The organism is Hyphobacterium indicum (assembly GCF_003129605.1).
GTDB classification, from domain to species: Bacteria; Pseudomonadota; Alphaproteobacteria; order Caulobacterales; family Maricaulaceae; genus Hyphobacterium; species Hyphobacterium indicum.
On record NZ_QBDX01000002.1, the window covers coordinates 282,822 to 307,543 of the forward strand.

The 24,722-nt window shown below is 60.4% G+C and carries 26 protein-coding genes; 18 read left to right on the forward strand and 8 right to left on the reverse strand.

All coding sequences use genetic code 11. The features are described from left to right. The first annotated feature begins 118 nt into the window (after positions 1 to 118). Positions 119 to 994 carry an IS1595 family transposase gene (locus tag DBR16_RS05715; protein WP_109260292.1) on the forward strand — a complete coding sequence of 292 codons (876 nt, stop codon included), beginning with the start codon at positions 119 to 121 and terminating at the stop codon, positions 992 to 994. Between the two features lie 30 nt (positions 995 to 1,024). Here DBR16_RS05715 and DBR16_RS05720 read toward each other — a convergent pair whose 3' ends face one another. The 4 genes from DBR16_RS05720 to DBR16_RS05735 form a co-directional block, all read right to left on the reverse strand. After that, positions 1,025 to 1,681, reverse strand: coding sequence for a hypothetical protein (locus tag DBR16_RS05720; RefSeq protein ID WP_109260293.1), 657 nt, complete (start codon positions 1,679 to 1,681; stop codon positions 1,025 to 1,027). Positions 1,682 to 1,794: 113 nt separating this feature from the next. Then, a complete protein-coding gene (gene trpC, locus DBR16_RS05725) occupies positions 1,795 to 2,580 on the reverse strand; it encodes an indole-3-glycerol phosphate synthase TrpC (RefSeq protein WP_109260294.1) in 786 nt (261 codons plus the stop codon). Further along, positions 2,577 to 3,596: an anthranilate phosphoribosyltransferase gene (trpD, locus tag DBR16_RS05730; RefSeq protein WP_109260295.1), complete on the reverse strand. Its 1,020-nt coding sequence runs from the start codon at positions 3,594 to 3,596 to the stop codon at positions 2,577 to 2,579. Before trpD ends, trpC begins: the two co-directional genes overlap by 4 nt. Then, the gene (locus tag DBR16_RS05735) at positions 3,593 to 4,186 is read right to left on the reverse strand and encodes an anthranilate synthase component II (protein WP_109260296.1); all 594 of its coding nucleotides are present in this window, start codon (positions 4,184 to 4,186) and stop codon (positions 3,593 to 3,595) included. The genes trpD and DBR16_RS05735 overlap by 4 nt, the downstream gene beginning before the upstream one ends. A gap of 118 nt (positions 4,187 to 4,304) precedes the next feature. Between DBR16_RS05735 and DBR16_RS05740 the strand changes: the two genes are divergently transcribed. Then, positions 4,305 to 5,237 carry a divergent polysaccharide deacetylase family protein gene (locus tag DBR16_RS05740; RefSeq protein ID WP_109260297.1) on the forward strand — a complete coding sequence of 311 codons (933 nt, stop codon included), beginning with the start codon at positions 4,305 to 4,307 and terminating at the stop codon, positions 5,235 to 5,237. Here the strand turns inward: DBR16_RS05740 and trpE are convergent. Both trpE and DBR16_RS05750 read right to left on the reverse strand, forming a co-directional pair. Next, complete coding sequence (gene trpE, locus DBR16_RS05745) at positions 5,199 to 6,635, reverse strand: anthranilate synthase component I (RefSeq protein ID WP_109260298.1); 1,437 nt, start codon at positions 6,633 to 6,635, stop codon at positions 5,199 to 5,201. The genes DBR16_RS05740 and trpE overlap by 39 nt on opposite strands. Then, positions 6,632 to 8,542: a peptidylprolyl isomerase gene (locus tag DBR16_RS05750; RefSeq protein ID WP_109260299.1), complete on the reverse strand. Its 1,911-nt coding sequence runs from the start codon at positions 8,540 to 8,542 to the stop codon at positions 6,632 to 6,634. The genes trpE and DBR16_RS05750 overlap by 4 nt, the downstream gene beginning before the upstream one ends. A 99-nt stretch (positions 8,543 to 8,641) precedes the next feature. Between DBR16_RS05750 and tpiA the strand changes: the two genes are divergently transcribed. The 6 genes from tpiA (at position 8,642) to rpmF (ending at position 13,536) form a co-directional block, all read left to right on the forward strand. Next, on the forward strand, positions 8,642 to 9,385 hold the full coding sequence (gene tpiA, locus DBR16_RS05755) for a triose-phosphate isomerase (RefSeq protein WP_109260560.1): 744 nt from the start codon (positions 8,642 to 8,644) through the stop codon (positions 9,383 to 9,385). Between the two features lie 71 nt (positions 9,386 to 9,456). Next, positions 9,457 to 10,440, forward strand: coding sequence for a response regulator (locus DBR16_RS05760; RefSeq protein ID WP_109260300.1), 984 nt, complete (start codon positions 9,457 to 9,459; stop codon positions 10,438 to 10,440). 33 nt (positions 10,441 to 10,473) lie between these two features. Then, positions 10,474 to 10,800, forward strand: coding sequence for a preprotein translocase subunit SecG (secG, locus tag DBR16_RS05765; RefSeq protein ID WP_109260301.1), 327 nt, complete (start codon positions 10,474 to 10,476; stop codon positions 10,798 to 10,800). A gap of 77 nt (positions 10,801 to 10,877) precedes the next feature. Next, a complete protein-coding gene (locus tag DBR16_RS05770; protein WP_109260302.1) occupies positions 10,878 to 12,506 on the forward strand; it encodes a CTP synthase in 1,629 nt (542 codons plus the stop codon). 78 nt (positions 12,507 to 12,584) lie between these two features. Next, positions 12,585 to 13,235 (forward strand): GIN domain-containing protein, encoded by a 651-nt coding sequence (locus DBR16_RS05775; RefSeq protein WP_109260303.1) that lies wholly within the window; start codon positions 12,585 to 12,587, stop codon positions 13,233 to 13,235. A 118-nt stretch (positions 13,236 to 13,353) separates the two neighbouring features. Then, positions 13,354 to 13,536: a 50S ribosomal protein L32 gene (rpmF, locus tag DBR16_RS05780; RefSeq protein ID WP_109260304.1), complete on the forward strand. Its 183-nt coding sequence runs from the start codon at positions 13,354 to 13,356 to the stop codon at positions 13,534 to 13,536. 65 nt (positions 13,537 to 13,601) lie between these two features. On the opposite strand, the gene DBR16_RS05785 is transcribed toward rpmF, so the two are convergent. Continuing rightward, positions 13,602 to 15,491 carry a serine hydrolase domain-containing protein gene (locus DBR16_RS05785; protein ID WP_109260305.1) on the reverse strand — a complete coding sequence of 630 codons (1,890 nt, stop codon included), beginning with the start codon at positions 15,489 to 15,491 and terminating at the stop codon, positions 13,602 to 13,604. Positions 15,492 to 15,738: 247 nt separating this feature from the next. Between DBR16_RS05785 and eno the strand changes: the two genes are divergently transcribed. The 10 genes from eno to DBR16_RS05835 all read left to right on the forward strand — a co-directional run bounded on the left by eno (position 15,739) and on the right by DBR16_RS05835 (position 23,476). After that, a complete protein-coding gene (gene eno / locus DBR16_RS05790; protein ID WP_109260561.1) occupies positions 15,739 to 17,013 on the forward strand; it encodes a phosphopyruvate hydratase in 1,275 nt (424 codons plus the stop codon). Between the two features lie 290 nt (positions 17,014 to 17,303). Continuing rightward, positions 17,304 to 17,609, forward strand: a complete 306-nt coding sequence (locus DBR16_RS05795) for an FtsB family cell division protein (RefSeq protein WP_109260562.1) — start codon at positions 17,304 to 17,306, stop codon at positions 17,607 to 17,609. 104 nt (positions 17,610 to 17,713) lie between these two features. Continuing rightward, the gene (pdhA, locus tag DBR16_RS05800; protein ID WP_109260306.1) at positions 17,714 to 18,748 is read left to right on the forward strand and encodes a pyruvate dehydrogenase (acetyl-transferring) E1 component subunit alpha; all 1,035 of its coding nucleotides are present in this window, start codon (positions 17,714 to 17,716) and stop codon (positions 18,746 to 18,748) included. Then, positions 18,748 to 19,146 carry a nuclear transport factor 2 family protein gene (locus tag DBR16_RS05805; RefSeq protein WP_199288377.1) on the forward strand — a complete coding sequence of 133 codons (399 nt, stop codon included), beginning with the start codon at positions 18,748 to 18,750 and terminating at the stop codon, positions 19,144 to 19,146. Before pdhA ends, DBR16_RS05805 begins: the two co-directional genes overlap by 1 nt. Beyond that, positions 19,146 to 19,553, forward strand: coding sequence for an MAPEG family protein (locus DBR16_RS05810; RefSeq protein WP_109260307.1), 408 nt, complete (start codon positions 19,146 to 19,148; stop codon positions 19,551 to 19,553). The genes DBR16_RS05805 and DBR16_RS05810 overlap by 1 nt, the downstream gene beginning before the upstream one ends. After that, positions 19,553 to 20,983: a pyruvate dehydrogenase complex E1 component subunit beta gene (locus tag DBR16_RS05815; RefSeq protein ID WP_109260308.1), complete on the forward strand. Its 1,431-nt coding sequence runs from the start codon at positions 19,553 to 19,555 to the stop codon at positions 20,981 to 20,983. Before DBR16_RS05810 ends, DBR16_RS05815 begins: the two co-directional genes overlap by 1 nt. After that, complete coding sequence (locus tag DBR16_RS05820; protein ID WP_109260309.1) at positions 20,983 to 21,381, forward strand: GFA family protein; 399 nt, start codon at positions 20,983 to 20,985, stop codon at positions 21,379 to 21,381. Before DBR16_RS05815 ends, DBR16_RS05820 begins: the two co-directional genes overlap by 1 nt. Further along, positions 21,378 to 21,692: a hypothetical protein gene (locus DBR16_RS05825; RefSeq protein ID WP_109260310.1), complete on the forward strand. Its 315-nt coding sequence runs from the start codon at positions 21,378 to 21,380 to the stop codon at positions 21,690 to 21,692. The genes DBR16_RS05820 and DBR16_RS05825 overlap by 4 nt, the downstream gene beginning before the upstream one ends. 1 nt (position 21,693) lies before the next feature. Continuing rightward, on the forward strand, positions 21,694 to 23,046 hold the full coding sequence (locus tag DBR16_RS05830) for a pyruvate dehydrogenase complex dihydrolipoamide acetyltransferase (RefSeq protein ID WP_109260311.1): 1,353 nt from the start codon (positions 21,694 to 21,696) through the stop codon (positions 23,044 to 23,046). A gap of 64 nt (positions 23,047 to 23,110) precedes the next feature. Continuing rightward, positions 23,111 to 23,476 carry a cupin domain-containing protein gene (locus tag DBR16_RS05835; RefSeq protein WP_109260312.1) on the forward strand — a complete coding sequence of 122 codons (366 nt, stop codon included), beginning with the start codon at positions 23,111 to 23,113 and terminating at the stop codon, positions 23,474 to 23,476. Between the two features lie 249 nt (positions 23,477 to 23,725). Here DBR16_RS05835 and DBR16_RS05840 read toward each other — a convergent pair whose 3' ends face one another. Beyond that, positions 23,726 to 24,622: a haloalkane dehalogenase gene (locus DBR16_RS05840; RefSeq protein WP_109260313.1), complete on the reverse strand. Its 897-nt coding sequence runs from the start codon at positions 24,620 to 24,622 to the stop codon at positions 23,726 to 23,728. Positions 24,623 to 24,722 lie beyond the last annotated feature (100 nt).

The following is a 24,722-nucleotide window of genomic DNA, read 5'->3' on the forward strand; positions in this document are numbered from 1 at the left end:
GCCAGACCCCGGCAGGAACAAATCGGAAACTTCTCCGGATGTTCTATGAGTGTTCCGGGTAAAGGTCAAGCCCTATTATCCCCTTGAACCATGTAGTTTGTTGTGCTATAAAATAGCCATGAGCAAGCAACCTACAGTCCTCGAATTCATGGAGCGCTTCCCAACGGATGACGCTTGTCTGGAACACCTTATGCGCGTCCGCTATGGCGACCGTCACACCTGCGGCAAATGCGGCAGGGATGCCCATTATTACCGCGTGACGGGCCGCCAGTGTTACGAGTGCGAATACTGCGGCTATCAGGTGTTCCCGCAAGTCGGGACCGCCTTTGAAAAGTCCTCTACGTCGCTGCGCAAATGGTTCTATGCCATGTATCTGTTTTGCTCCTCGCGGCATGGCGTGTCCGGCAAGGAATTGCAGCGCCAGCTAGGTGTTACCTATAAAACCGCATGGCGCATGGCGAAGCTGATCCGCGAATATATGGGGCAAGTCGATGGTGACAGCCCTGTAGGCGGTGCTGGCAAAGGCGCGGTCGAGATTGATGAAACCTTCATCGGCGGCAAAGACAAGCGCGGATACGAAAACAAGATCGTGGTCATGGGAATGGCGGAACGTGGTGGTGAGGTCATCACCCGTGTTGTCCCGAACCGCTATATGAAAACCGTCCTACCCCATATTCGCCAGAACGTGCCGGAAGGCTCGCGCGTCATGACCGATGACTGGTCATCCTATCGCAGCCTTTCAAGCTGGGGATACAAGCATCAGGTCGTGAACCACAGCGCCAAGGAATACGTGCGCGGTGACGCTCACACAAACGAGATCGAAGGCTTCTGGTCGATTATCAAGCGCTCTATTCGCTCGACCCACGTTTGGGTTTCGCCCAAATATCTTGAGACGTATCTTGGCTCTTTCGAGTTTGTGTGGAATCTGCGGAAGCAGCCCCAGTTGATGTTTGACCTGCTTTTGCTGGCTTTTCCGCGCCCGGTGGCGCGCTAACCATTGCCTGCAACAGGGCGTCAAATTTCTTTACTGAATCTGCCATGACTCCATCCACACGCGGGCAATAACAGCATCCGCATTTTCCACTACCGGGCGGACTGTTAATTCCACACACTTGTTTTTCAACATTAGAAATTCACCAGTCAAACCCCATTCTCTACGAGAAGGCTGGTGAGCAAGTGACGGAACCTCGAAATGATAAGCCTCAGTATTAAGGAACGCCTCCCACAGCTTATTGTTAGGCGCGAACTCGACATGGTACCTAACCCTACAATTCCTAGGCGCTTTGGACAGCTTGGGCAACGTCACTGTTAATGCTGTTCCAGGATCCGTTTTGACAGCTCCAATCAGCACTGGGGCGTTATAGATAAAGTGATCGTCATACCAGCGCCCGTCGCGTTTGATCTTCTGGCCCGCGCCAGCAAATGCCAATACAAAATTGACGCATGCCCAGCCTAACAAAACGGTTAGCCCCGCATAAAACTCTGCAAACCTAACAAGCATTTCGTTTGCGGCTTCGCCATACCCAACGCCCCACCGGATAAGGAGCATTACAGCAAACGTGCCGAGAGCTAGGCCACCAAACCCAAAAGAGGTTAAGAGGCGCGCCAACGAATTTCCGTAAACAGAACCGAACGCGACAAACCACTGCCGCACCTTGACCCGCTGTAGACGAGATAACATCCACGACTCATACCACGCGGGCGGGCGCTTACGCCACTAAAGATAGTCATTGTGCGATCCTTGACGTCTCTACATGCCTTAAAGGGATAATAGGGAGGTCAAGTTAATGCCGGTCAGGCCAGCAAGGCCCGTGTCGCTTGCGCCACATCGGCCTGCCGCATCAGGCTTTCTCCGACCAGAAGGCCTTTCGCGCCCGCCGCTTTCAGGCGGGCCACATCGGCGGGTGTGAAGATGCCGCTCTCGGCAATGGCGAATCGATCCGCGGGAATATCCGCAGCCAGCCGCTCGAAGGTTTCAAGCGAGGTCTCGAACGTCGTCAGATCGCGATTGTTCACACCGATCAGGGGCGAGGGCAGGGCGAGGGCCCGTTCCAGCTCGGCCGCGTCATGGGTTTCGACCAGGGCCGCCATTCCCAGATCGTGTGCAGCCTGGACAAGATCGAGCGCCAGCGCGTCATCGACACTCGCCATGATCACCAGGATCGCATCCGCGCCCAGCGCCCGCGATTGCGTCACCTGCCAGACATCGAGCAGGAAATCCTTGCGCAGGGCGGGCAGGGGCGCAGCGGCCCGCGCTGCAGCCAGATAATCGGCATGCCCCTGAAAGCTCGGCGCATCGGTCAGCACGGACAGGCAGGCCGCACCGCCGTCTGCATAGGCGCGGGCCAGGGCGGCGGGGTCGAAATCGGCCCGGATCAGCCCCTTGGACGGGCTGGCCTTCTTGATCTCGGCGATCAGGGCGACCCCCTCTGATCCGGCTTTCGCGGCCAGCGCGCCGGCAAAATCACGCGCCGGTCCCGTGGCGGCTATCATTTCCGCCAGCCGGGCCTCACTGAAAGCCGCCTTGCCGCGCGCAATTTCCTCCCGCTTGTAGGCCTCGATTTTCTGCAGTGCGTTCACGCTTCGCCCCGGGAGATGGCGGCCATCTTCATCAGCGTGGATTTCGCCGCCCCGCTATCAATCGCGGCTTCGGCCATCCGCGCGCCTTCAGGCAGGCTGTTGGCAAGCCCCGCGACGATCAGCGCCGCGGCCGCATTCATCACTACAATATCGCGATAGGCAGACGGCGTCCCGCCCAGCAGGGCCCGCAAGGCCGCAGCATTGGCTTCCGGCGTTCCCCCGATCAGCTCCTCGATCCGGGCAGTGGCCAGACCGGCATCGCCGGGCAAAAGTGTGAACTCGGTGATCTTGCCATTGTTCAGCTCGACCACGCGGGTTTCGCCGGTCGTGGTGATCTCATCCAGACCATCCGAGCCATGGACCACCCAGGCAAATTCACAGCCCAGCGTATGCAGTGCCTGGGCGACCGGCGCCTGCCAGCGGGCATCGAACACTCCCAGAAGCTGCCGCCTGGCACCGGCGGGATTGGCCATCGGCCCCAAAAGGTTGAAAATTGTGCGGGAGCGCAACGCCTTGCGCGCCCCGCCGACATGGCGCACGGCGGAATGATGCGCGGGCGCGAACAGAAAGCCGGCCCCGGCTTCGCGCACCGACCGTTCCACCTGTTCCGGTGTGGCGTCCAGATTGATGCCCAGGGCCGCCAGCACTTCCGACGAACCGGATTTGGAGGACGCCGCGCGATTGCCGTGCTTGGCCACCTTGGCCCCTGCACCCGCCGCCACAATCGCGGCCGCGGTGGAGATATTGTATGTGCCCTTGGCATCGCCGCCCGTGCCGCAGGTATCAATCGCCCCTTCCGGCGCGGTAATGCCCTTCATGCGCTTGCGCAGCGCTTGTGCCCCGATGGCAAGATCCTCCGGCGTCTCCCCCACAGCCGCTAGGCCGATCAGGAATCCGCCGATTTCCGCTTCTCCGGCTTCGCCCTCCATCAACAGGTCAAACGCACCGGTCATGTCTTCGGCAGACGGGTGTTCGCCGCGGGACAGCGACTGCAGGCAGTTGTGTAGCGCGCTCATCGGGCAATCTCCCTGACCGGAAGTCCGGCCAGCATCATGAAATTGGCCAGCACGTCATGACCATGAAGGGAGGCGATGGATTCGGGGTGAAACTGGACGCCGTGCAGGGGCCGCGTGCGGTGCCGCATCGCCATGATCTCACCGTCCGCCGTGCGGGCATTGACGATCATCCCGCTATCGTCCGGCAGATCACCGACCGCCAGCGAATGATAGCGTGCAACCCCGAACGGGCTGGGCAGGCCGGCAAACACACCGCTGCCATCATGGGTGATCTCGCTGGTCTTGCCATGCATGATGGCCTTGGCCTGCACCGTGCGTCCGCCGAAAATCTCGCCCATGCACTGATGCCCCAGACAGACGCCCAGAACGGGCAGGTCTTCCGGTGCTGTGGTCAGGATATCCAGGCAGATACCGGCAGTGTCCGGACGTCCCGGTCCGGGGGACAGGCAGATGGCTGCGGGCTTCATTGCCAGCGCTTCTTCCGCCGTCATCACATCATTGCGGATGACACGGGTTTCCGCCCCCAGCTCCTCGAAATAATGCACGAGGTTGAAGGTGAAGCTGTCATAATTGTCGATGATCAGCAGCATGGGGCACGGGTCCTGTTGGCTGCGCGGTAATCTAGGCACGGACCGCCTGTGTGCAACGCCGCAATGCCGTTATCAGCGGTAAACGGGACATTAACCGAAACGGTGTGGTCATCCTGTCATGAGCCGCAATTCCATTCATCCGGCGACACCGCTGATTTCGGGCCTGATTACGTCGCTGGCGTTTCTGTCCGGTGCGGCGGCATTTGAAATCGGCCGGGCGGCGGCGGAGGCCGATCCGCGCCCGGCAGAAACCTGGACCGCCAGTGCGGAACCGGCGCCTCCGGCCGCTTCGATTTCGCCGCAGCCTGCGGAATCAGCCGTGATCGACACCCGTCCCGTCGTGGCGCTGGTCATGGATGATGCCGGAATCGACCCGCAATTGACGCGCCGCGCCATGGCGCTGGATATTCCGCTGACCCTGTCATTCCTGCCTTATGCGGAGCAGACACCGGAACTTGCCGTCATGGCCGATGCTCAGGGACATGCGGTTTTCCTGCACATGCCGATGGAGCCCTTTGGTCTGGAAGACCCGGGCCCCGGCGCGCTCAACCGCTACCTGCCGCCTGTGGAGACCGCCCGCCGCATCGAGGCCGCGCTGGCGCGCGTGCCGGGCGCGATCGGTCTCAACAATCACATGGGCAGCGCTTTTACAGCCGATGCGGATGCCATGCGCGCGGCCCTGGGACCGCTGGCAGGCCGCGATCTGATTTTCCTGGATTCCCTGACAACCGGGCGCAGCCGGGCCGGAATGATTGCCCGGACTCTGGGCCTCACCACATTGCGGCGGGATATCTTTATCGATCATGACGCCGGAAACATGCCGGCCATGCTGGATGCCCTCGTCGAGGCGGCACACCGGAACGGGCAGGCCATCGCCATCGGCCACCCGCGCGGAGGCACATTGGATGTGCTGGAGACCTGGTTGGAAACGGAAGCCGCCCGTTCGGTCCGCTTTGTCACCATCCAGGACTATGCAGACAGGGGGCAGCAACCGGTAAGGGCTGCCGGTGCGTCAGACGAATCGATGGGCCTGTTCGGCGGCGCGGAATAGCGCGCGTGCCTTGTTGATGCATTCCTGACGTTCGGCCTCGGGGTCGGAATCCAGTACGATTCCCGCCCCGGCCTGCACATGCATCTGGCCGTCCCGGATCAGCGCAGTGCGCAAGGTGATCGCCATGTCCATATTGCCGTCGAAGCTGAAATAGCCGGCCGCACCGGCATAATAGCCGCGCCTGTGAGGTTCGATCTCGTCAAGGATCTGCATCGCCCGCACTTTTGGCGCGCCCGACACCGTACCGGCCGGGAAACCGGCAAACAGGGCGGATATGGCATCCTCGCCATCGGCCAGTTCGCCTTCGACATTCGAGACGATATGCATGACATGGCTGTAGCGCTCGACGATTTCCCGATCCGTGATGCGGATGGTTCCGGGCCGGACAACACGGCCGACATCATTGCGGCCGAGATCCAGCAACATCATGTGTTCGGCGCGCTCTTTCGGATCTGCCAGAAGATCGGCTTCCAGCGCAGCATCTTCGGCGGGGTTCGCCCCGCGTGGCCGCGTGCCCGCAATCGGCCGCACAGTGACGACGCCATCGCGGAGCCGCACCAGGATTTCCGGACTCGAGCCGGTGACGGCATAGCCGTCGAACTGGAAGTGAAAGAGAAAAGGTGAGGGGTTCAGCCGCCGCAGGGCCCGGTAAAGCGCAAAGGGCGGCAGGGTGAAGGGCGTGGAAAAGCGCTGGCTTAGCACACCCTGGAATATATCGCCCGCGCGGATGTGCTCCTTCACCCGCGCAACGCTGGCCCGGTAGGCCTCCGCATCGAAGGTGGATTCCGGCGCAATCGATTGCTGTTGTGCCGTTTTCCCAGGACCCAGCGGCGCATCAAGCTCTTTCAGAAGCGATTCCAGCTGCTTGCGGACAGCATCGGCAGAGCCGCCCGCCGGCACACGTCCATAGGCGGTGATTTCCTGCTGCAGGGCATCAAAGACGATGACCGTGCGCGGCCGGATCAGGCGCGCTTCGGGAATGCCGGCCGGATCGTCTGCCTGATTATCTGGCAGGGGTTCGATGGCACGGATGAGATCATAGCCGATATAGCCGAAGAGACCGGAGGCGATTGACGGCGTATTGTCCAGGCCGGGCAGGCGGGAGGCGTCGACAATCCGACGGAGTGACGCCATCGGGTCGGTTCCGTCCGCCACCGGTGTTCCGTCCGCGGCTGTCTGCAGGAAGGGCCGGCCTTTTTCGACGGTCCAGACCAGATCCGGATCGAAGCCGATGGCGGAATACCGGCCACGAAACGATCCGCCCTCCACCGATTCCAGCAGGAAAGCGTTGTTCCGGTCCTTTGCCAGTTTCAGGTAAGCCGCAACCGGTGTTGTCAGGTCATCGACCCGGGTTACCGAGACCAGTCCGGCACCGGCAGCAAGAAGGCTTTCGGTCACCGGATTGCGTTGGGATCGACCACGCCCAGGGCCTGGTCGCGCAAGCGGACGTCAACCTCCGACCCATCATAGTCAAACTCGCGGTAAAGCGCGGAGACAAGGCTCGAATCGATGTCGCGGCGATAGCCCTGGTCCAGGAACTCATCCACCTGGGTGACAATTTCCGGCCGGATTTCACCATCGCGGGCATCATTCACCCGCAACACCATGTGCGAACGCCCGGAGCCGGAGCGCGTGGCTTCAATGTCGCCAATATCCAGGGTGAAGGCGAGCTGCACGACCTGGCGGCTGAAATTGTCGGCGGCCTCGCCGCGGCGCAGGCTGGCCTGCTCGATCCGGAAATCGGGATTGGCCGCCGCGATAGACTCAAATGACTGACCGCTTTCCACAAGCCCGGCCACTTCCGTTGCAAGCTCTTCGAGACGTGTGTCGATTTCCTGCAGCCGCCAGACCGTTTCGGCGTCATCGCGGGCCTCCTCCAGCGTCCGGACGCGGGCGTCTTCGACGACATCCACACGGACCGCATAGAAATTGCCATCACCATACTCGGTCAGTTCGCCGTCCAGCATGGGCTGGCTGGCAAAGACGGCGGCGAGGATTTCCTGTTCGGCGAAAAAGCTGAAGGCAAAGCGGCCGTCCTTGTCGCGGCCCTGATCATCAACCGGCTGGTAGACTTCATCGGGAATGGCCGCAGCGGCCGCGGCTTCCTCGATATTGAAACCGCTGCCGCGGGCTTCTTCATACTCGCCCAGATCGGCATAAAGCGCATCTTCCGCTGCGGCGCGCGCCAGAAGCTCGCGAATCTCCTCGCTGCGCTCTTCCAGAGTCGGGATGTCATCCTCTTGAGCGGCTTCCACCACCAGGGCGAACCAGCTCCCGAACCGGGTCTCGATAGCGGCTGTATCGCCGGCAGCCATTTCAAACAGTGCATCCCGCACATTTGTGTCCGGGATCTGATAGGCTTGGCGGTCTTCCTGCCGGGACGGTGGATTGCCGCCGAGATCACTTGCAATGGCAGCAGGATCCTCGTCATTGCCGAGACGTTCGGCGGCCTCGCGCGCGGCGGCTTCATTGTCGAACGAAATCTGCGTGTAGGTCCGGGACGCCGGCGTTCCGATCGCCCCCGTCTCCAACTCATACTCGTATTGCTCGGCAATCCGGGTTTCATCAACGGTGATATTGCCCAGATAATCATCAATCCGCAGCCGCATCAGGGTGAAGCCCCGGCGTTCCGGCGTGGTGAAGAATTGCGGGGTATTGTCGATGGTGGATTGCAATTGTTCGTCGGTGGGTTCACCGATCTCGCCGGCCGCGGCGGGCGAGATGACAATGGCTTCGAGATCGCGTGTCTCGGCCAGGAAACGCGTCAGAATGGTGCGGTAGACATCTGGCTGGCGGATACCGTCGAACAGGCCCTCGGTCAGTTGGCGTAACACCAGGTCATTGCGGATCTCTGCCTCGAACTGGTTCTCGCGCTGCCCGGCGCTGCGGAGGAAGTTGGAGTATCCGATCCGGTCAAAGCCGCCGGTCACGGGATTCACGAAAGCGTCGTAGGACAGGATTTCATCCCGCACGGCGGAATCGGAAGCGGATATGCCCAATTCCCGGGCCTGGGAGCGCAGCATGGCATCCAGCACCAGCTGGTTGAGGACCTGATCACCCAGCCCGTCGGCACGCGCTTGCTCTTGCGTATAAGTCGGGTTTTCCTCGCGTTCGCGCTGCACGGCGCGTTCGAAATCGCGCTGCAATTCAAACGCGGTAACCCGTTCGCCTCCCACCACGGTCACGGAATTTCCGGGAGCCTGGAAAATGTCGTTCACCCCCCAGAGCGCGAAGCTCACAATCATCAGACCGATGATAACCATGAAAATGGGAGACTTGAGGGCATTGCGAACGGCAGAAAGCATTGACGAAGGTCCGTTATCTAGCGTGAAGGGCGGAAACTAGCGGCGGCGTTTACAGGCCGCAAGCGCGGCGTCATTGTCCGCCCGCAGGGAATCGTGAAGCTGGAGGGGCGCATGACAAGACGCATGCTGATCGCAGGCAATTGGAAAATGAACGGCTTGCGCCAATCGCTTGTATTTATGGAAGAAATTCGCGACGTCGCCAATTCAAGAGCCGATCTTGATATTCTCGTTGCGCCCCCTGCCACCCTGATAGAGCGCGCAGCAAGAATTGCAGGCCCGGTGAAAATCGCCGGACAGGACTGCCATACCGAGCAATCCGGCGCGCATACGGGCGATATTTCTGCAGACATGCTGAAGGATGCCGGCGCCAGCCACGTTATACTCGGTCACTCGGAACGCCGCGCTGACCATAATGAGCACAGCGCCATGGTCCGCGCCAAAGCGCTGAGCGCTTTGTCTGCCGGCTTGATTCCGGTCATCTGCGTTGGCGAGAGCGAAGCCGAACGCCGTGCCGGGACAGCCGAGCTGGTGGTCGGGCAGCAACTGGCAGACTCCCTGCCGGATCGCAGCGGTTATGTCATCGCCTATGAGCCCGTCTGGGCGATCGGCACTGGGCTGACAGCGTCTCTCGATGATATCGCGGCGATGCATGGCTTCATCCGCAGCAAGGTGCCGGGGGGCAGTGATGTGCAGCTTCTCTATGGCGGCTCGGTCAAACCGGAGAATGCGTCCGGTATTCTCTCGATCGGCGATGTCGATGGCGCGCTGGTCGGCGGTGCCAGCCTCGAAGCGGCGAGCTTCGCCGCAATAATTGAAGCCGCACCGATAAGATTCGCTTCTTAAAAGTAAGCGCCTATCAATCATTTCTTGCGATCCTGACGGTTCACTTGCCTTTGCAGTCCGGGGTGCAATTCATGGCAGAAATGGATCTTCAGCGCGCAGCCGTCCTGCTTTTCGACCCTGTGCATGTCAATCTGCGCACGACCCGCTACGCCCTCAATGAAATCGGATTCAAGTCGATCGAGGCTTGCAGCGCGATCGAGGAGTTCCAGCGGCACCTGCGCGAAAATAATTGGGACATGATCGTGGCCGAGTGTTCGTCGCCCAAGGTGGATGTGTTCAAACTGGTGCGGATGATCCGCCGCGGGGAGGCAACGCCCAACCCCTATGCCGTGATTGCGCTGACATCCTGGACCCGCGATGGCGGCCATGTACGAAACGCCATCGAGTCCGGCGCTGATGATGTGATTGTCCGTCCGTTTTCCACGCAGTTTGCCGAAGAGCGGATCCGGACAATGATCCGCAACCGCAAGGCGTTTGTCGTGACCAGTGATTATGTCGGGCCGGACCGGCGTTCTGGCGAACGCGCCGCATCGGCGAAAGATTCCCTGATTGTGCCCAACACCTTGCAAGCCAAGGCCGACGGCAATGAAGACCAGCTGCGCGAAGCCTATCAGGGCATCCGCGAGGCCAAGAAACAGATCGAGGGCGAGCGCATTCGCCGCCTGGCCATGCGGGTGGTGGTAACAGCGGAGCTGCAGTTCGATTCAAAAGCCGGACCGGCAAAAGTGTTTGATCCGGCCGATATGATGCGGACGGCGCGCGAACTTCGGGACCAGCTGGAGCAGGGCGGACGCTATGAGGCCGTCCAGGTGGCGGAGGCGTTGATTGATCACGTCCGCAATTTCCGCAATCCGGAAGAGCGCAACGTCAAGAATTTCCGTCTCGCCAAGGAGCTGGCCATCGGCACCTTTGCAGCCTATGCGGACGGTGAAACACTTGAAAAAGCCAAGGATGAAATCGCCAGCACGGTCAAGGCCCTGCGAAAGCGGCTGTCATCCGCCGCACCGGGGAGTGGCGTTCGGGACTTGCCTGCGCTAAAAGCCGCCTCCATGTAGACGGGGTGTCCCGAAGAAGGCGGCGATTTTGCCATGATGACAGTTCTCTTGATCATTCAGCTTCTGGTTTCGGCCGGGCTGGTCGGCGTGGTTCTGATGCAGCGCTCCGATGGCGGTGCGCTGGGGATTGGCGGCGGTGGCGGTGGCATGATGTCCAGCCGCGGGGCTGCAACAGTCCTGACCCGTTCGACGACTTTCCTCGGAGCGGCTTTCTTTGCGCTGTCCATCATCCTGGCCATTGTGGCGGGTGTTGATGCGCAGGGGCAGAGTGTTTTCGATGCCGTCGAGGAAGAACAACCGAACCTCGATCTGACGATTGATCCGGAAAACGAAACGCCGTCCCTGCCTGACGAAGGCTAGTCACTTACTGCCATTTGTACGGAACTGACGGACGGCGCGCTTTCGCCGCCGCCGAATCTGGGTTATTCAGAATTCCCATGCCGCGATATATCTTCATCACTGGCGGCGTGGTCTCCTCGCTTGGAAAAGGCCTCGCCTCCGCCGCACTGGGCGCACTCCTTCAGGCGCGCGGATACAAGGTCCGCCTGCGCAAGCTGGATCCCTATCTCAATGTCGACCCCGGAACGATGTCGCCCTACCAGCACGGCGAGGTCTATGTCACCGATGACGGTGCCGAGACGGATCTGGATCTGGGTCACTATGAGCGCTTCACCGGCGTTGCGGCCGCCCAGAGCGACAATATCACCACGGGCCGGATCTATTCGACCATCATCGAGCGCGAGCGCCGCGGCGATTATCTCGGCGCGACCGTTCAGGTCATTCCCCACGTCACCGATGCCATCAAGGAATTCGTCCTGTCGGATGCCGGCGATGTCGATTTCGTGCTGTGCGAGGTCGGCGGTACGGTTGGCGATATCGAAGGTCTGCCCTTCTTCGAATCGCTGCGCCAGCTCGGTCAGGAGCTCGGCCGCGATCAGGCCATCTTCCTGCATGTGACCCTGCTGCCCTACATCAAGGTCGCGGGCGAGATGAAGACCAAGCCGACCCAGCACTCGGTCAAGGAATTGCGCTCCATCGGTATTCAGCCGGACATTCTGTTGTGCCGCTGCGAACAGCCGCTTGATCCCGGCGATCGCCGCAAGATCGCCCTGTTCTGCAATGTGCCGGAATCCGCCGTCATCGAGGGTCAGGATGCGTCATCGCTCTATGACGTGCCGCTGGAATATCATTCCCAGGGCCTCGACAGCGAGGTTCTGAAACGCTTCCGGATCGAGGATGCGCCGGAGCCGGACCTGTCACGCTGGGAAGCGATTTCACGCACCATTCACGAGCCGGACGGCGAGGTCACAATCGGTGTTGTTGGTAAATATACTGGCCTGCTGGACGCCTATAAGTCGCTCAATGAAGCCCTGATGCATGGCGGTATCGCCAACAATGTGAAGGTGAAGCTGAAATGGCTGGATTCTTCGCAATTCGAGAGTCCGGACCCCTTCGCGCCGCTGGAAAATGTTCACGGCATTCTGGTGCCAGGCGGCTTTGGCGAGCGGGGAGCAGAAGGCAAGATTGCGGCCGTCCGCTTCGCCCGTGAGCGCAAGATTCCGTATTTCGGCATCTGTTTCGGCATGCAGCTCGCCGTCATAGAAGCCGCCCGCAATCTGGCGGGCCTGCCCAAGGCCAGCTCGTCCGAATTCGGACCCACCGAAGAGCCCCTGATCGGGCTGCTGACGGAATGGACACGCGGGAATGCGGTCGAACGCCGTGGCAGTGATGATGATATGGGCGGCACCATGCGCCTCGGCGCCTACAAGGCGGCGCTGAAAGAGGGCAGCCGCGTCCATGGTGTCTATGGCTCGGCCGTGATCGAGGAACGCCACCGGCACCGCTATGAGGTGAACATCGCCTACCGCGACCGGCTGGAAGCAGCGGGCCTGACATTCTCCGGCCTGTCGCCGGATGGCGTATTGCCGGAAATTGTCGAGCTGGAAGACCATCCCTGGTTCATCGGCGTCCAGTTCCATCCGGAGCTGAAATCTCGCCCGTTCGAGCCGCACCCGCTGTTTGCCAGCTTCATCAGGGCCGCTGTCGAACAGAGCCGGCTGGTCTGATTTTTTCGTCTGTTGCATCCATTCCCGCTGTTGGGTGCATCCCTGAACTGACGATGTTTGTCAGGACGGGAGATTAACATGATGAAATACGCAATCAGTGCACTACTTGCTGCCGGGCTGGCAGGAATGGCCGTGGCGCAAACCGGCACGAATGATCGCTCGATTGACGCTTTCCGTCACCTGGATGCCGGCGGAAATTTCAATATCCGGTTTGAACCGTCGGATGTCGCCCGTCTTCGCTTTGAAGGCGATGCGGAGGACATTGAAGATATTGAAATTGACCATAGTCGAGACACGTTGGAAATCCGTCAGGATCGCGGTGCCTTGGGGTGGTTTGGCCGTCGGCGTCATCTGAACGTAACCGTTTATGTAAGCGGTCCGGACGTCGCCTCATTCGATTTTTCCCGGGGCATTGATGCAAACATCACCTCGCTTGAGAGTGATGATATTGCCATCAGGGCCTCCACCGGCGCCGATGCGGAGTTTTCCGGAACCTGTGAGACAGCTCGAATCAATGTCTCGACCGGCGCGAATCTCGACGGAAGGGACTTGGCATGCGCCAGCATTCGTGCAAACGCCTCAACTGGTGCGAACGTGACAATTGACGCCCGGGACGCGTTGGTCGCCAATGCCTCCACCGGTGCAATTATTCGTTCAATATCGCGGCCGGAAAGCCTGAGTGTCCGGTCAAGCACGGGTGGCAATGTCCGTGCAGGGAGCCGTCGTTAGAATTAGCCTCAGTCCATCCGCCCAAGGCGGTTGCGTTCTCGCAAGACTGGGGGTATACGCGCCGGTCTTCGCAGGCATGGGCTTGCGTCATCTGTTCACTTAACGACCGGAGAGACCTATGGCGGTCCCCAAGAGAAAAACCACCCCGTCCAAGCGCGGGATGCGCCGCAGCCACCACAAGCTGGCGAATCCGTCCTACGTGGAAGACAAGGACTCCGGCGAGCTGCGCCGTCCGCACCACATTGACCTGAAGACCGGCATGTATCGCGGCAAGCAGGTCCTGGAACCGAAGGAAGACTAGGTCTTTCTGGATTGGTTGATTGAAAGCCCCGTGCAAGCGATTGTGCGGGGCTTTCCTTGTGATTTTCACGCGGTCCAGATTCTTAATGCAAACCAGCCACCCCATGCAAGATAACAGAAAATCATCAGGGAAACCGTGCATTGTAGCGCCCCGATAACTTTCACTGACACGCTCGCACGATGCGCTCGTACAAGCGATGCAACTGCAATGAAGACTGAAATTGGGGCGAGGATCGTGAGCACGAACAGCGTCCATCCCGTCAGACTTGGCTGACCCAAGGTTTCGAAGCTCGCAGTTTGCAAAACGACCAGCGGCATCAACGCCGCGCTCAATGCCAGCAAGAGCGCAGTCGCTGGCCAGGCACGCGGCGCCGGCCCGCCGCGTTTTCGCAGCCGTCCAAGGGCGAAGCTGGGAATCCAGATCAGGGCGTAGAAAATCGCGGCGGCCATGACGGCGGCGCTGAGCCCGATGGCGCTCATCTTGGTCCAGAGTTCGAATTTAGAAACCTGCCGATATGCACCAAAGCCGGTATGCAGCTCCATTCGGCCGTTTGTTTCGATCAATACTGTGCTTGGCACAGCGTGCCCCTCGGCCTGGAATAGCCGGTTACCGACATGGAGGAGGCTTTCGCGACGAAATTGCAGCCTTGATCCGTCGAGGGAGGCACCCTCCCATTGGGTCAGGCCGATAATAGGGGCGAGGAGCGCACGTCTTGGCGTGATGGTTTGATACTGCCCTTCGATCCCATCCACGACCTCTGGTGCGAGCGGGACAGCGTCGATAACGGGGAGGGACATACCTTCTTCGAGATAGGCGCGCAGCTCGTTTTCTATCCTTTCAAACTCTGGTGAAAGCGCGTTGACCAGAATGACATATCCGGCATTCAAGTCATGAGAGTACCTCGCTGCGGCACGAAAGCCGTCAATCGTTCCGTCATGGCCCAACCAAACGGTAGGTCCGGCGACGTCAGCTTCATTGCCTAAGCCCAGACCATACGCGAGCCCGGCGCGCGCTGCGCTGTTAGTCGTTGGATGCTCTATACGCCGCGCGGTTTCGGGGCGTAAGTATTCGACTCCATCAAGCGTGCCTCGCGCAAGCATGAGGCGCGGCAGCTGCGCGAGATCGCGGGCGGTCGTATTCAGCCCGCCGCTCGGCCGGCCGGGAGGGTCGATGACGGGCTCCGGTGTTCGGCCGTCAGATTGATAGCTGCGAGCGAGTTGGCCATTCTCAGCTGCCTCGGTGACTGTCCAGGAGCTATCGGTCATCCCGAGCGGATTGAGCAATTGTGAATGCATAAAGTCGGTGAAAGACTGCCCGCTCGCGGTTTCCAATACGCGACCGGCCAGAATAGGCCCGGCATTGCTATAAGAGGTCCGAGTGCCGGGGCGCCACCGAGCGGTATAAGGTCCATAGAGCTCGACCGCGGTCTCGAGGCCAATGTCCGAGCTGGAGATCAAGTAATGGCGGAACGCAATATCGTTCAGTCCGGCGGTATGCTCGAGTAAGTGGGACAGGCGCACCGGATCGCTTTCTGCCCAGCGGTTTGAAACTGGAACTTCGGGGAGGTGGGTCGCAAGCGGATCGCTGATGTCGAGTGCGCCGGCTTCCTCCAGCATCATGATGCCGAGGGCGGTGAAGCTCTTTGAGATCGACCCGGCCCGGAACACCGTTCGGGGCGTGACCGGGAGCCCGGTCTCATGATCCGTTATGCCATAAGCGCCGATAAAGACGATTTCGCCGTTCTCGATAACGGCAATACTTGCCCCCGGGATGAGGCTATCATCAATCAGATTGCGCAGGCTGTTGTCCAGTACAGCGCGATCGTCTGCCTCGTTCGCCGCAACCGCGGCGGACCCCGCCAGAAGAGTCCAGCAGGCCAGTGTGACCAGAAATAATCTGAATTTACCCACGGATCCCCTAAATATTTTCACACCAGCTTTATGTGATTGTGGCATGGACAAGGTCCTCCCAAATACATCTGGCGCGATCTCCCGACGCTGACTTTGGGCCCTGTTGTGGTGACTGTCCAATATTCGGAATCAAGGGCAATTTCAGCTTCTGTCTATAATGCAAAGCAGGGCATAGCTTGTCTGTACAGCACCCTGATCGCCAGTACAAAGATAAGGCCGTTGGGACTTCCCCTGCTTCGAACGCTCGTCTATGAAGCGCGCAAACCGCTTTCCCTATTCGAAGGACGCTTCCATGACTGCAATCGTCGACATTATTGGCCGTGAAATTCTCGACAGCCGGGGCAATCCCACGGTCGAAGTCGATGTCGTGCTCGAAGATGGCAGCATGGGCCGGGCGGCGGTGCCGTCGGGCGCCTCCACCGGGGCGCATGAAGCGGTCGAGATTCGCGATGGCGGCGACCGCTACAACGGCAAGGGCGTCCGCAAGGCGGTTGAGGCGGTTGAGACCGAAATCTTTGACGCCATCGGCGGTATGGATGCGGAACAACAGCGCGAGATCGACGACACCCTGATCGCGCTGGATGGCACCGGAAACAAGAGCCGGCTCGGCGCGAATGCGCTGCTGGGTGTCTCCCTGGCCACTGCGAAGGCGGCGGCCCATTCGCTCGGTCTGCCGCTCTATCGCTATATTGGCGGGATCAATGCCCGCGTCCTGCCAACGCCGATGATGAATATCGTCAATGGCGGTGCCCACGCGGACAATCCGATCGATTTCCAGGAATTCATGATCATGCCGGTTGGCGCTCCAAGCTTTTCTGAAGCCCTGCGCCAGGGTGTCGAGATTTTCCACGCGCTGAAAACCCGGCTGAAGGCCGAGGGCCATAATACCAATGTCGGCGATGAAGGCGGGTTTGCCCCCAATCTCAAAAGCCCGGAGGAAGCCCTCGACTTTGTTATGGCGGCCATCGAGTCGGCCGGCTTCAAGCCCGGCAGCGAGATCGGCCTGGCACTCGATGTCGCCTCGACCGAATTCTACAAGGATGGCAAATATGTGCTCGAAGGGGCAGGGGTGAGCCACGACGCCGGCGCTTTTGCGGATTATCTGGCGAAGCTGGCCAATGACTATCCCATTATCTCTATCGAGGATGGCATGGCCGAAGATGACTGGGACGGCTGGGTAGCGCTGACTGAAGCGGTCAGCGGCAAGGCTCAGCTCGTCGGTGATGATCTCTTTGTCACCAATCCGGTCCGGCTCGCGAAGGGCATCGAGATGGGCGCGGCGTCCGCTGTGCTCGTGAAAGTCAATCAGATCGGCACACTCACCGAGACGCTGGAAACGGTCGAAATGGCCCTGCGGTCGGGCTATGGCGCGGTGATGAGTCACCGGTCCGGCGAGACCGAGGATGCCACGATTGCCGATCTTGCGGTCGCAACCGGCTGTGGCCAGATCAAGACCGGCTCGCTAGCCCGTTCGGACCGGACGGCGAAGTATAATCAACTGCTCCGCATCGAAGCCCAGCTGGGCACCCAGGCGCTTTATGCAGGGGCTGACCCGATCGCCATGTAGCTGTGGCGGGACGCCAGACGCACGAGTCCCCGTTCCGCTTTCCCCTCCGGGCGATAGAAAGGCGGGACGGAGGACGCTCATGCTGGAATTTATATCAGATCACTGGTGGATGTTCGTGCTGCTGATCCTGATCGGAGGGTCGGGCGGAATCGCGATTTCCCGGCGCAAGGACGAATAATTTCGCTTGCTGTAACCCTTGATTCACCCTGTTGGCGTTGAATGCCGCCTCAGAAGACGAGCCCGGACAAACCGGGCCGGTTTCAGACGTGGTGAACCAGGCGGGGCATGGCATGCAATCCTTGAAACGGCTTTTTCCATCCATGCTGTTTGCAGCGATGATCGCCTATTTCGGCTATCACGCGCTGAATGGCGAGCAAGGCGTGCTCAACTGGATCGTGGTCAAGAACCAGATCAATGAGGCCGAGATCGAATTGGCCGAAGCCCGCAGCGAGCGTGAAGCGCTGGAAGTCCGCGCTGCCCGCCTGCGCTCCGACAGTCTGGACCTGGATTATGTCGAGGAACGCGCAACCGCTTTGCTCAATATCGCCCATCCGCGGGATTTCGTCGTCGATATCGAGACGCCGGACCCGCGTTGAACACGCGTTGAAGTCACGAAATTGCAGCTTGCCGCAGACGGCAACTTCCTGTTATGGCCGGGCCAGACATCAGGGAGTGTGGACTTTAGTTCACATACGAAAGAATGGCTGCAAAGAAAGCTGCTGACCGGACCACGGATACCGCTGCCAAACGGGCCAAGGGGCCCGCTGCCAAGGTCACCAAGAACGACCTGCTGACCTATTATCGCGACATGGTGATGATCCGCCGCTTCGAGGAGAAGGCGGGCCAGCTCTATGGCATGGGGCTGATCGCCGGTTTCTGCCACCTCTATATCGGGCAGGAGGCCGTCGTGGTCGGCGTTCAGGCGGCGCTGGACGAGGGCGATCAGGTCATCACCGGATATCGCGATCACGGCCACATGCTGGCCTGTGGCATGGACCCGAACGGCGTGATGGCCGAGCTGACCGGCCGCGAGGGCGGCTATTCACGCGGCAAGGGCGGCTCCATGCACATGTTCAGCCGCGACAAGCAATTCTTCGGCGGCCACGGCATTGTCGGCGCCCAGGTCTCCATCGGCACCGGGCTCGCCTTCGCCGATCTCTACAAGAATAACGGCAAGGTCTGCGCCACCTATTTCGGCGACGGGGCGGCCAATCAGGGCCAAGTCTATGAAAGCTTCAACATGGCGAAGCTCTGGAATCTGCCTGTGATCTACATCATCGAGAACAACCAGTATGCCATGGGGACCAGCGTCAAGCGGTCCTCCTCGGAAACCCACCTCCACAAGCGCGGTGCCTCTTTCGGCATTCCGGGTGAGGAAGTGGACGGCATGGACGTCATTGCCGTGCGCACAGCCGCCGCGAAGGCGCGCAGGCATTGCATGGACGGCAAGGGCCCCTTCATTCTGGAAATGAAGACCTATCGCTATCGCGGCCACTCCATGTCCGATCCGGCGAAATACCGCACGCGCGAGGAAGTCGACGATATCCGTTCGCACCACGACCCGATCGAGGGCGCGAAAGAGCGCATCCTGAAGGAAAAATTCGCCACCGAGGACGATCTCAAGAAGATCGACAAGGAGGTGAAGGCCATCGTCAACGCCTCGGCCGATTTCGCCAGGGAGAGCCCGGAGCCCGATCCGTCCGAACTCTACACCGACGTTCTGGTGGAGAGCTGATGACTCCCGCCGAATTCCTCCAGCACTGGCACAAAGCCGTCCTCGGCAAGGATGCGGCGCTGTTATCGTCCATCATCGCCGAGGGCTGTGAGCTGCATTCCCCGGTGGTCTGGAAGCCGGCAAATGACAAGGCCTATCTCATCCATATCCTGCAAGGCGTCATCAATACCATTGATGATTTTGCCTATCGCGAGGAATGGGTGAAGGGAAACGGGATTATCCTGGAATTCACCGGCACGGTCGCCGGCAAAGCCCTCGTCGGGATCGACAAGATCACACTGAATGAGGACGGACTCATGTCCCGCATCGAAGTCCTGATCCGTCCGATGAACACCTATATCGAATTTGCCACACGCATGCGCGAACACGCGCTGGCCTTCAAGAAGGAAATCGCCTGATGATGCCCCTGGAACTTTCCTACCTCGTATCCGCGATCGCCCTCTATTTCGTGATGATTGCGGTGCAGGCTTTCCTGTCCAACATCGAAAACAAGCCGGCGGTTATGGCCGGCGGTCGTGATGGCATCACCGATAAAGGGGTCATGCTGGGCCGGGCGCGCCGGGCCAATGCCAACATGGTCGAATCTCTTTTGATGTTCGTACCACTCGTGCTGGTCGCCCATGTCACCGGCAATCTGAATGGCATGACCGAGCTTGGCGCCGGCCTGTTTCTGGCGGCGCGAATTGTCTACGCCCCGCTCTACTGGTTCGGCATTCCGTGGCTGCGCACACTGGCCTGGGCCGGGGGTCTTGCCGGCATCGTCCTCATCTTCCTGCAAGTCCTGCCGTTTTCCGGAGCTGCCTGATGCCGATTGAAGTCCTGATGCCCGCCCTGTCTCCCACAATGGAGGAGGGCAATCTGGCCAAATGGCTGGTCAAGGAAGGCGATACCGTCTCTTCCGGCGATGTCATTGCCGAGATCGAGACCGACAAGGCGACGATGGAAGTCGAGGCCGTCGAGGAAGGCACGGTCGGCAAGCTGCTCGTCGCGGAAGGCACGGAGGGCGTGAAGGTCAATCAGCCCATCGCGCTTCTGCTGGAAGAGGGCGAGGATGAGAACGCTCTGGAGAATTATTCTCCGAACGGCACGGCCGGTGACGATTCCGGTTCTGACTCTGACGGGGATGAAGAGTCAGATGCGCCGGAAGAAAAAACAGAATCCGGCAAAGACGATGCAAAAGAGAATACGCCCGAACCTGTCCGGCACATAAAACCCGCCGCCTCCGATCCCGAAATCCCGGACGGTACCGATATGGTGCCGACCACCGTCCGCGATGCGCTGCGGGATGCCATGGCAGAGGAAATGCGCCGCGACGACACCATCTTCGTCATGGGCGAGGAAGTTGCCGAATACCAGGGCGCCTACAAGGTCACACGCAATCTGCTGCAGGAATTCGGCTCCAAGCGCGTCGTCGACACGCCGATCACCGAGCACGGCTTTGCCGGTCTGGGCGTGGGCGCGGCCTTCGGCGGACTGAAGCCCATCGTTGAATTCATGACATTCAACTTCGCCATGCAGGCGATCGACCACATCATCAATTCCGCCGCCAAGACGCTCTACATGTCCGGCGGTCAGATGGGCTGTCCGATGGTCTTCCGCGGCCCCAATGGCGCGGCCTCCCGCGTCGGGGCCCAGCACAGCCAGGACTATTCCGCCTGGTATGCCCAGGTGCCGGGCCTGAAAGTCATCGCGCCCTATGATGCCGCCGATGCCAAAGGCTTGCTCAAGGCCGCGATCCGCGATCCGAACCCGGTCGTCTTCCTCGAACACGAGCTGATGTATGGCGAGACCTTCGATGTGCCGGACATGGAAGACTGGGTCCTGCCCATCGGCAAGGCGAAAATCCGCCGTGAAGGCTCGGACGTCACCATCGTGGCGCATTCCCGCATGGTGGGTTTTGCCTTGCAGGCCGCCGAGGAACTGGCAAAGCAGGGGATAGAGGCGGAAGTCATCGACCTGCGCACGCTGCGCCCGCTCGATACCGACACCGTTATCGAGAGCGTCAAGAAGACCAACCGCATTGTCTGTGCGGAAGAGGGCTGGGGTCAGCACGGCGTCGGCGCGGAAATCGCCGCGCGCGTTGTGGCCGAGGCCTTCGATTATCTTGATGCGCCGCCCGCCCGCGTCTTCCAGAAAGACGTGCCACTCCCTTACGCCGGCAATCTCGAAAAGCTGTCCCTGCCAGGCAAGGACGATGTCGTGAAAGCGGCGAAACAAGTGTGTTACGTGGACTGATGAGTGCTCCCGTCAAACCCCGCAGCGGTGGCTGCCATTGCGGCGCGGTGCGCTTCTCGGCTGATCTGCCCGATCAGGTGGTTGCCCTTTCGTGCAATTGCTCGAACTGCGCCATGACGGGTTTTATTCACGTCATCGTCGAACCCGAAAAGTTTCACCTTGAAAAAGGTGAGGGCGCGCAGAGCGAATACACCTTCAATACCCGCACGGCCAAACACCTCTTCTGCAAGACGTGTGGCGTCAAAAGCTGGTATTATCCGCGGTCGCATCCGGGCAAGGTCTCGGTCAATCTGCGCTGTTTCGACAGTGATCAGGGCCTCTCCGGCCGTATCGTCGATTTTGACGGCGCGAATTGGGAAAAGAATGTGAACGAAATCAATCCGGAGATGGGTGCATGATCGCCGCTTTCCTCCTGTCCCAGGCGCTGTCACCGGCCTTGCCCGTTCTCGAGCCAGATACAATCTGCCGCGGCGACACGGCTTGCCTGTCGCGCGAAGCTGGCGCTCATGCCCGTCTGGCTGAGAGCTGGGCCGGACAGCCGGCCGCGGCGCGCGCCCATTGCACCGCAAAAATCATGGCCGGTGATATCGACCAGTATGCCGGCCTTGAAGCCTGTCTGATCATCTACCGGGTCATGGGCGAACAGGGCGCGGCAGAAACCACGCAGGCCCGCATCACCCTGACCCCCGCCATCGCCGAGAGGAATTAGGATGCCGATTGAAATCCTCATGCCCGCCCTGTCGCCCACCATGGAAGAGGGCACGCTGTCGAAATGGCTGGTGAAAGAAGGCGATACGGTCAGCTCCGGCGACCTGCTGGCGGAAATCGAGACCGACAAGGCCACGATGGAAGTCGAGGCCGTGGATGAAGGCGTGGTCGGAAAGATCCTCGTGGACGAAGGCACTGAAGGCGTGAAGGTCAATGCCGTCATCGCACTGCTTCTGGAAGACGGCGAGGACAAGAGCGCCCTCAAGGATTATTCGCCGGAAGGCGGACCGGATGTGTCGTCTGACAAGGAAGAGGGCGGAGACGGTGACGCCGCCCAGAAAGACAAAAAAGAGGAAACCTCCGCCTCGCCCCCCGAGGGGGGAGAGGCCGCGAAGGCAAAGCCTGAGCGGGTGAGGGGGGCAGATAGCCGGCAAGATGACCGCATCAAGGCCTCCCCGCTGGCCAAGCGCATGGCCGAACAGGCGGGCATAAACCTCAAGGACGTCGACGGCTCCGGCCCGAATGGCCGCATCGTCAAGCGCGACATTGAAAGCTTTGACAGCAAGGCAGCCCCGGCAAAGTCCGATGCCCCCAAGGCTGCTTCTGCCGAAGCGACCGGGGAGATCAGCCAGGACGATCCGCTCGCCCGCTTCGGTATTTCCGCCGATCGCTACGAGATCGAGAAGGCCGACAATGTCACGAAGATTTCGGCCAAACGCCTGACCGACAGCTTCCGCGATGTCCCGCACTTCCCGCTGACCGTCGATTGCGAACTCGATGCGCTGCTGTCCTTCCGCAAGCAGGTGAATGACAAAGCGCCGGACGGCGTGAAAGTCTCGGTCAATGACATATTGATCAAGGCGTCCGGTCTCGCCCTGAAACGCGTGCCGGAAGCCAATTCCAGCTGGATCGAGGATGGCCGCATTGCCCGTCACAAACATGCCGACGTCTCGGTGGCCGTGGCCATCGAAGGCGGGCTGATCACACCGATCATCAAGGATGCTGACGCCAAGGGCCTCGCGCAAATCTCGTCCGAGATGAAGAATCTCGCCGCCCGGGCGCGCGAGCGCAAGCTGAAGCCGGAAGAATTCCAGGGCGGCACCTTCTCGCTCTCCAATCTGGGCATGATGGGGATCAAGTCCTTTGCCTCCATCCTCAACCCGCCGCAGGGCATGATCCTGTCCATCGGCGCGGGCGAGGAACGCCCGGTGGTCAAGGAGGGTGCGCTGGCCAAGGCGACCGTGATGACGGTCACGCTGACCTGTGATCACCGTGTCGTGGACGGCGCGACGGGCGCCCGCTGGATCGCGGCCTTCAAGGGCTTCATCGAAGACCCGATGACGATGCTGATGTGACCTCCGCATCAGCGGAGGTTATCCCGGACCTGATCCGGGATCGGGTTTATGAAGGGACGCAAGCATGACCGGTGCCAAGGTTTCCATCACCGAAAAACACGCCCTGTTCGACGAACGCTGGTCGCCGAAAATCATCGCCGGTCTGGATAATTACGACGTCAAGATCGCCAAGGTCGAAGGCGAGTTCGTCTGGCACCAGCATGACGAGGAAGATGAATTCTTTCTCGTCACCAAGGGCCGGCTGAAGCTGGAACTCGAAGGCCGCGACGATGTCGTGCTGGACGCCGGCGATATCTATGTCGTCTCCGCCGGCCTGCCTCACAAGCCCGTCGCCTTGCCCTATGCCGAGATCATGATGATCGAACGCAAGGGCGTGGTGAATACCGGCGATGCCGGGCATGAGCGGGCGGTGGCGGCGGAAGAGATATAGGCCCGGCTGCAGCCGTCATCCGATCCTTCGGGGCTCCCCCGGATCAAGTCCGGGGTCACACCTCAGGATGAGGTGGTGAGGGACTTCGAACTCCAACTTACCTCATGGTGAGGTGCCCGCCTGAAGGCGGGCCTCGAACCGCGCACACAATCCGTCACCCTCCGACTTGCCTGCCTTCGCAAAAAGCGGGGGATCGGAGGGTCTCTGAGATCGTCCGGTCAAGCCGGACGAAGACGCGTAAGAAAGCGGCTACAAACCGAATTTCTTCACCGCCGCCTTCGCGATCGGCTCGCCCCATTCCTGCACGAAATGACCGCCATCGGCGATTTCCATCGGCTCCGGGCAGCCCTTGATCAGCTTTTGCAGCGCGCGCATGGCGGGCGGGCCCAACACCGGGTCCTGCATGCCGATAGCCATGAAGCTGTCACCATTCCAGTCCTGATTCCAGAATTGGGCGGCTTTCAGATTCGTATCCACACCTTCCATGTCCGGCGAGACCTGCACCAGCATCGGGAAACGGCGCACACCGCCCATATAGGACGGATCGGGGAAGGGGGCTTGGTAGGCCGCAATCTCGTCCTCATCGAGGATCGGCGTGGCCCGCTTCATCAGCTCGCCGACATTGAACTCCGGATTGGTCGCCACATAATCGCGCCACGCCATGAAGCCCGGGCCCGGATCCCGGCCGATTCCCAGTCCGGTATTCATGACCAGCAGGCGGGTGAAACGGTCCGGATAATCCATCGGCACCGACAGGCCGAGAAGCCCGCCCCAGTCCTGACAGACCAGGCAGACATCCTTCAAATCCATGTATTCAATAAAGGCTTTCAGGGAATTGCGATGAAAGTGGAAGGTATAGTCCTCATCCTTCGCCGGCTTGTCGGATCGGCCAAAGCCGAAGAAATCCGGTGCCACGACGCGGCAGCCGGCTTCGAGAAAAACCGGAATCATCTTGCGGTAGAGATAAGCCCAGCTCGGCTCGCCATGCAGGCACAGAAAGACGGGCGCATCCTTCGGCCCTTCATCGACATAATGCATGCGCAGACCTTCATAGCCCGGCAGGCTGTCGACATAGTGCGGCGCATAGGGCCAGTCTTTGAGGTTTGCAAACCGCTCTTCCGGTGTGCGCAAGGCATTGATCGTCATGTTGGTCTCCCTCTGTCTCGCGGCACCATGGCCTGACATTGCGGGTCTGCAAACCCGCCTTGCGTTTGAAGCATTGATTTTTTCCGGGTCAGCCGTCAAA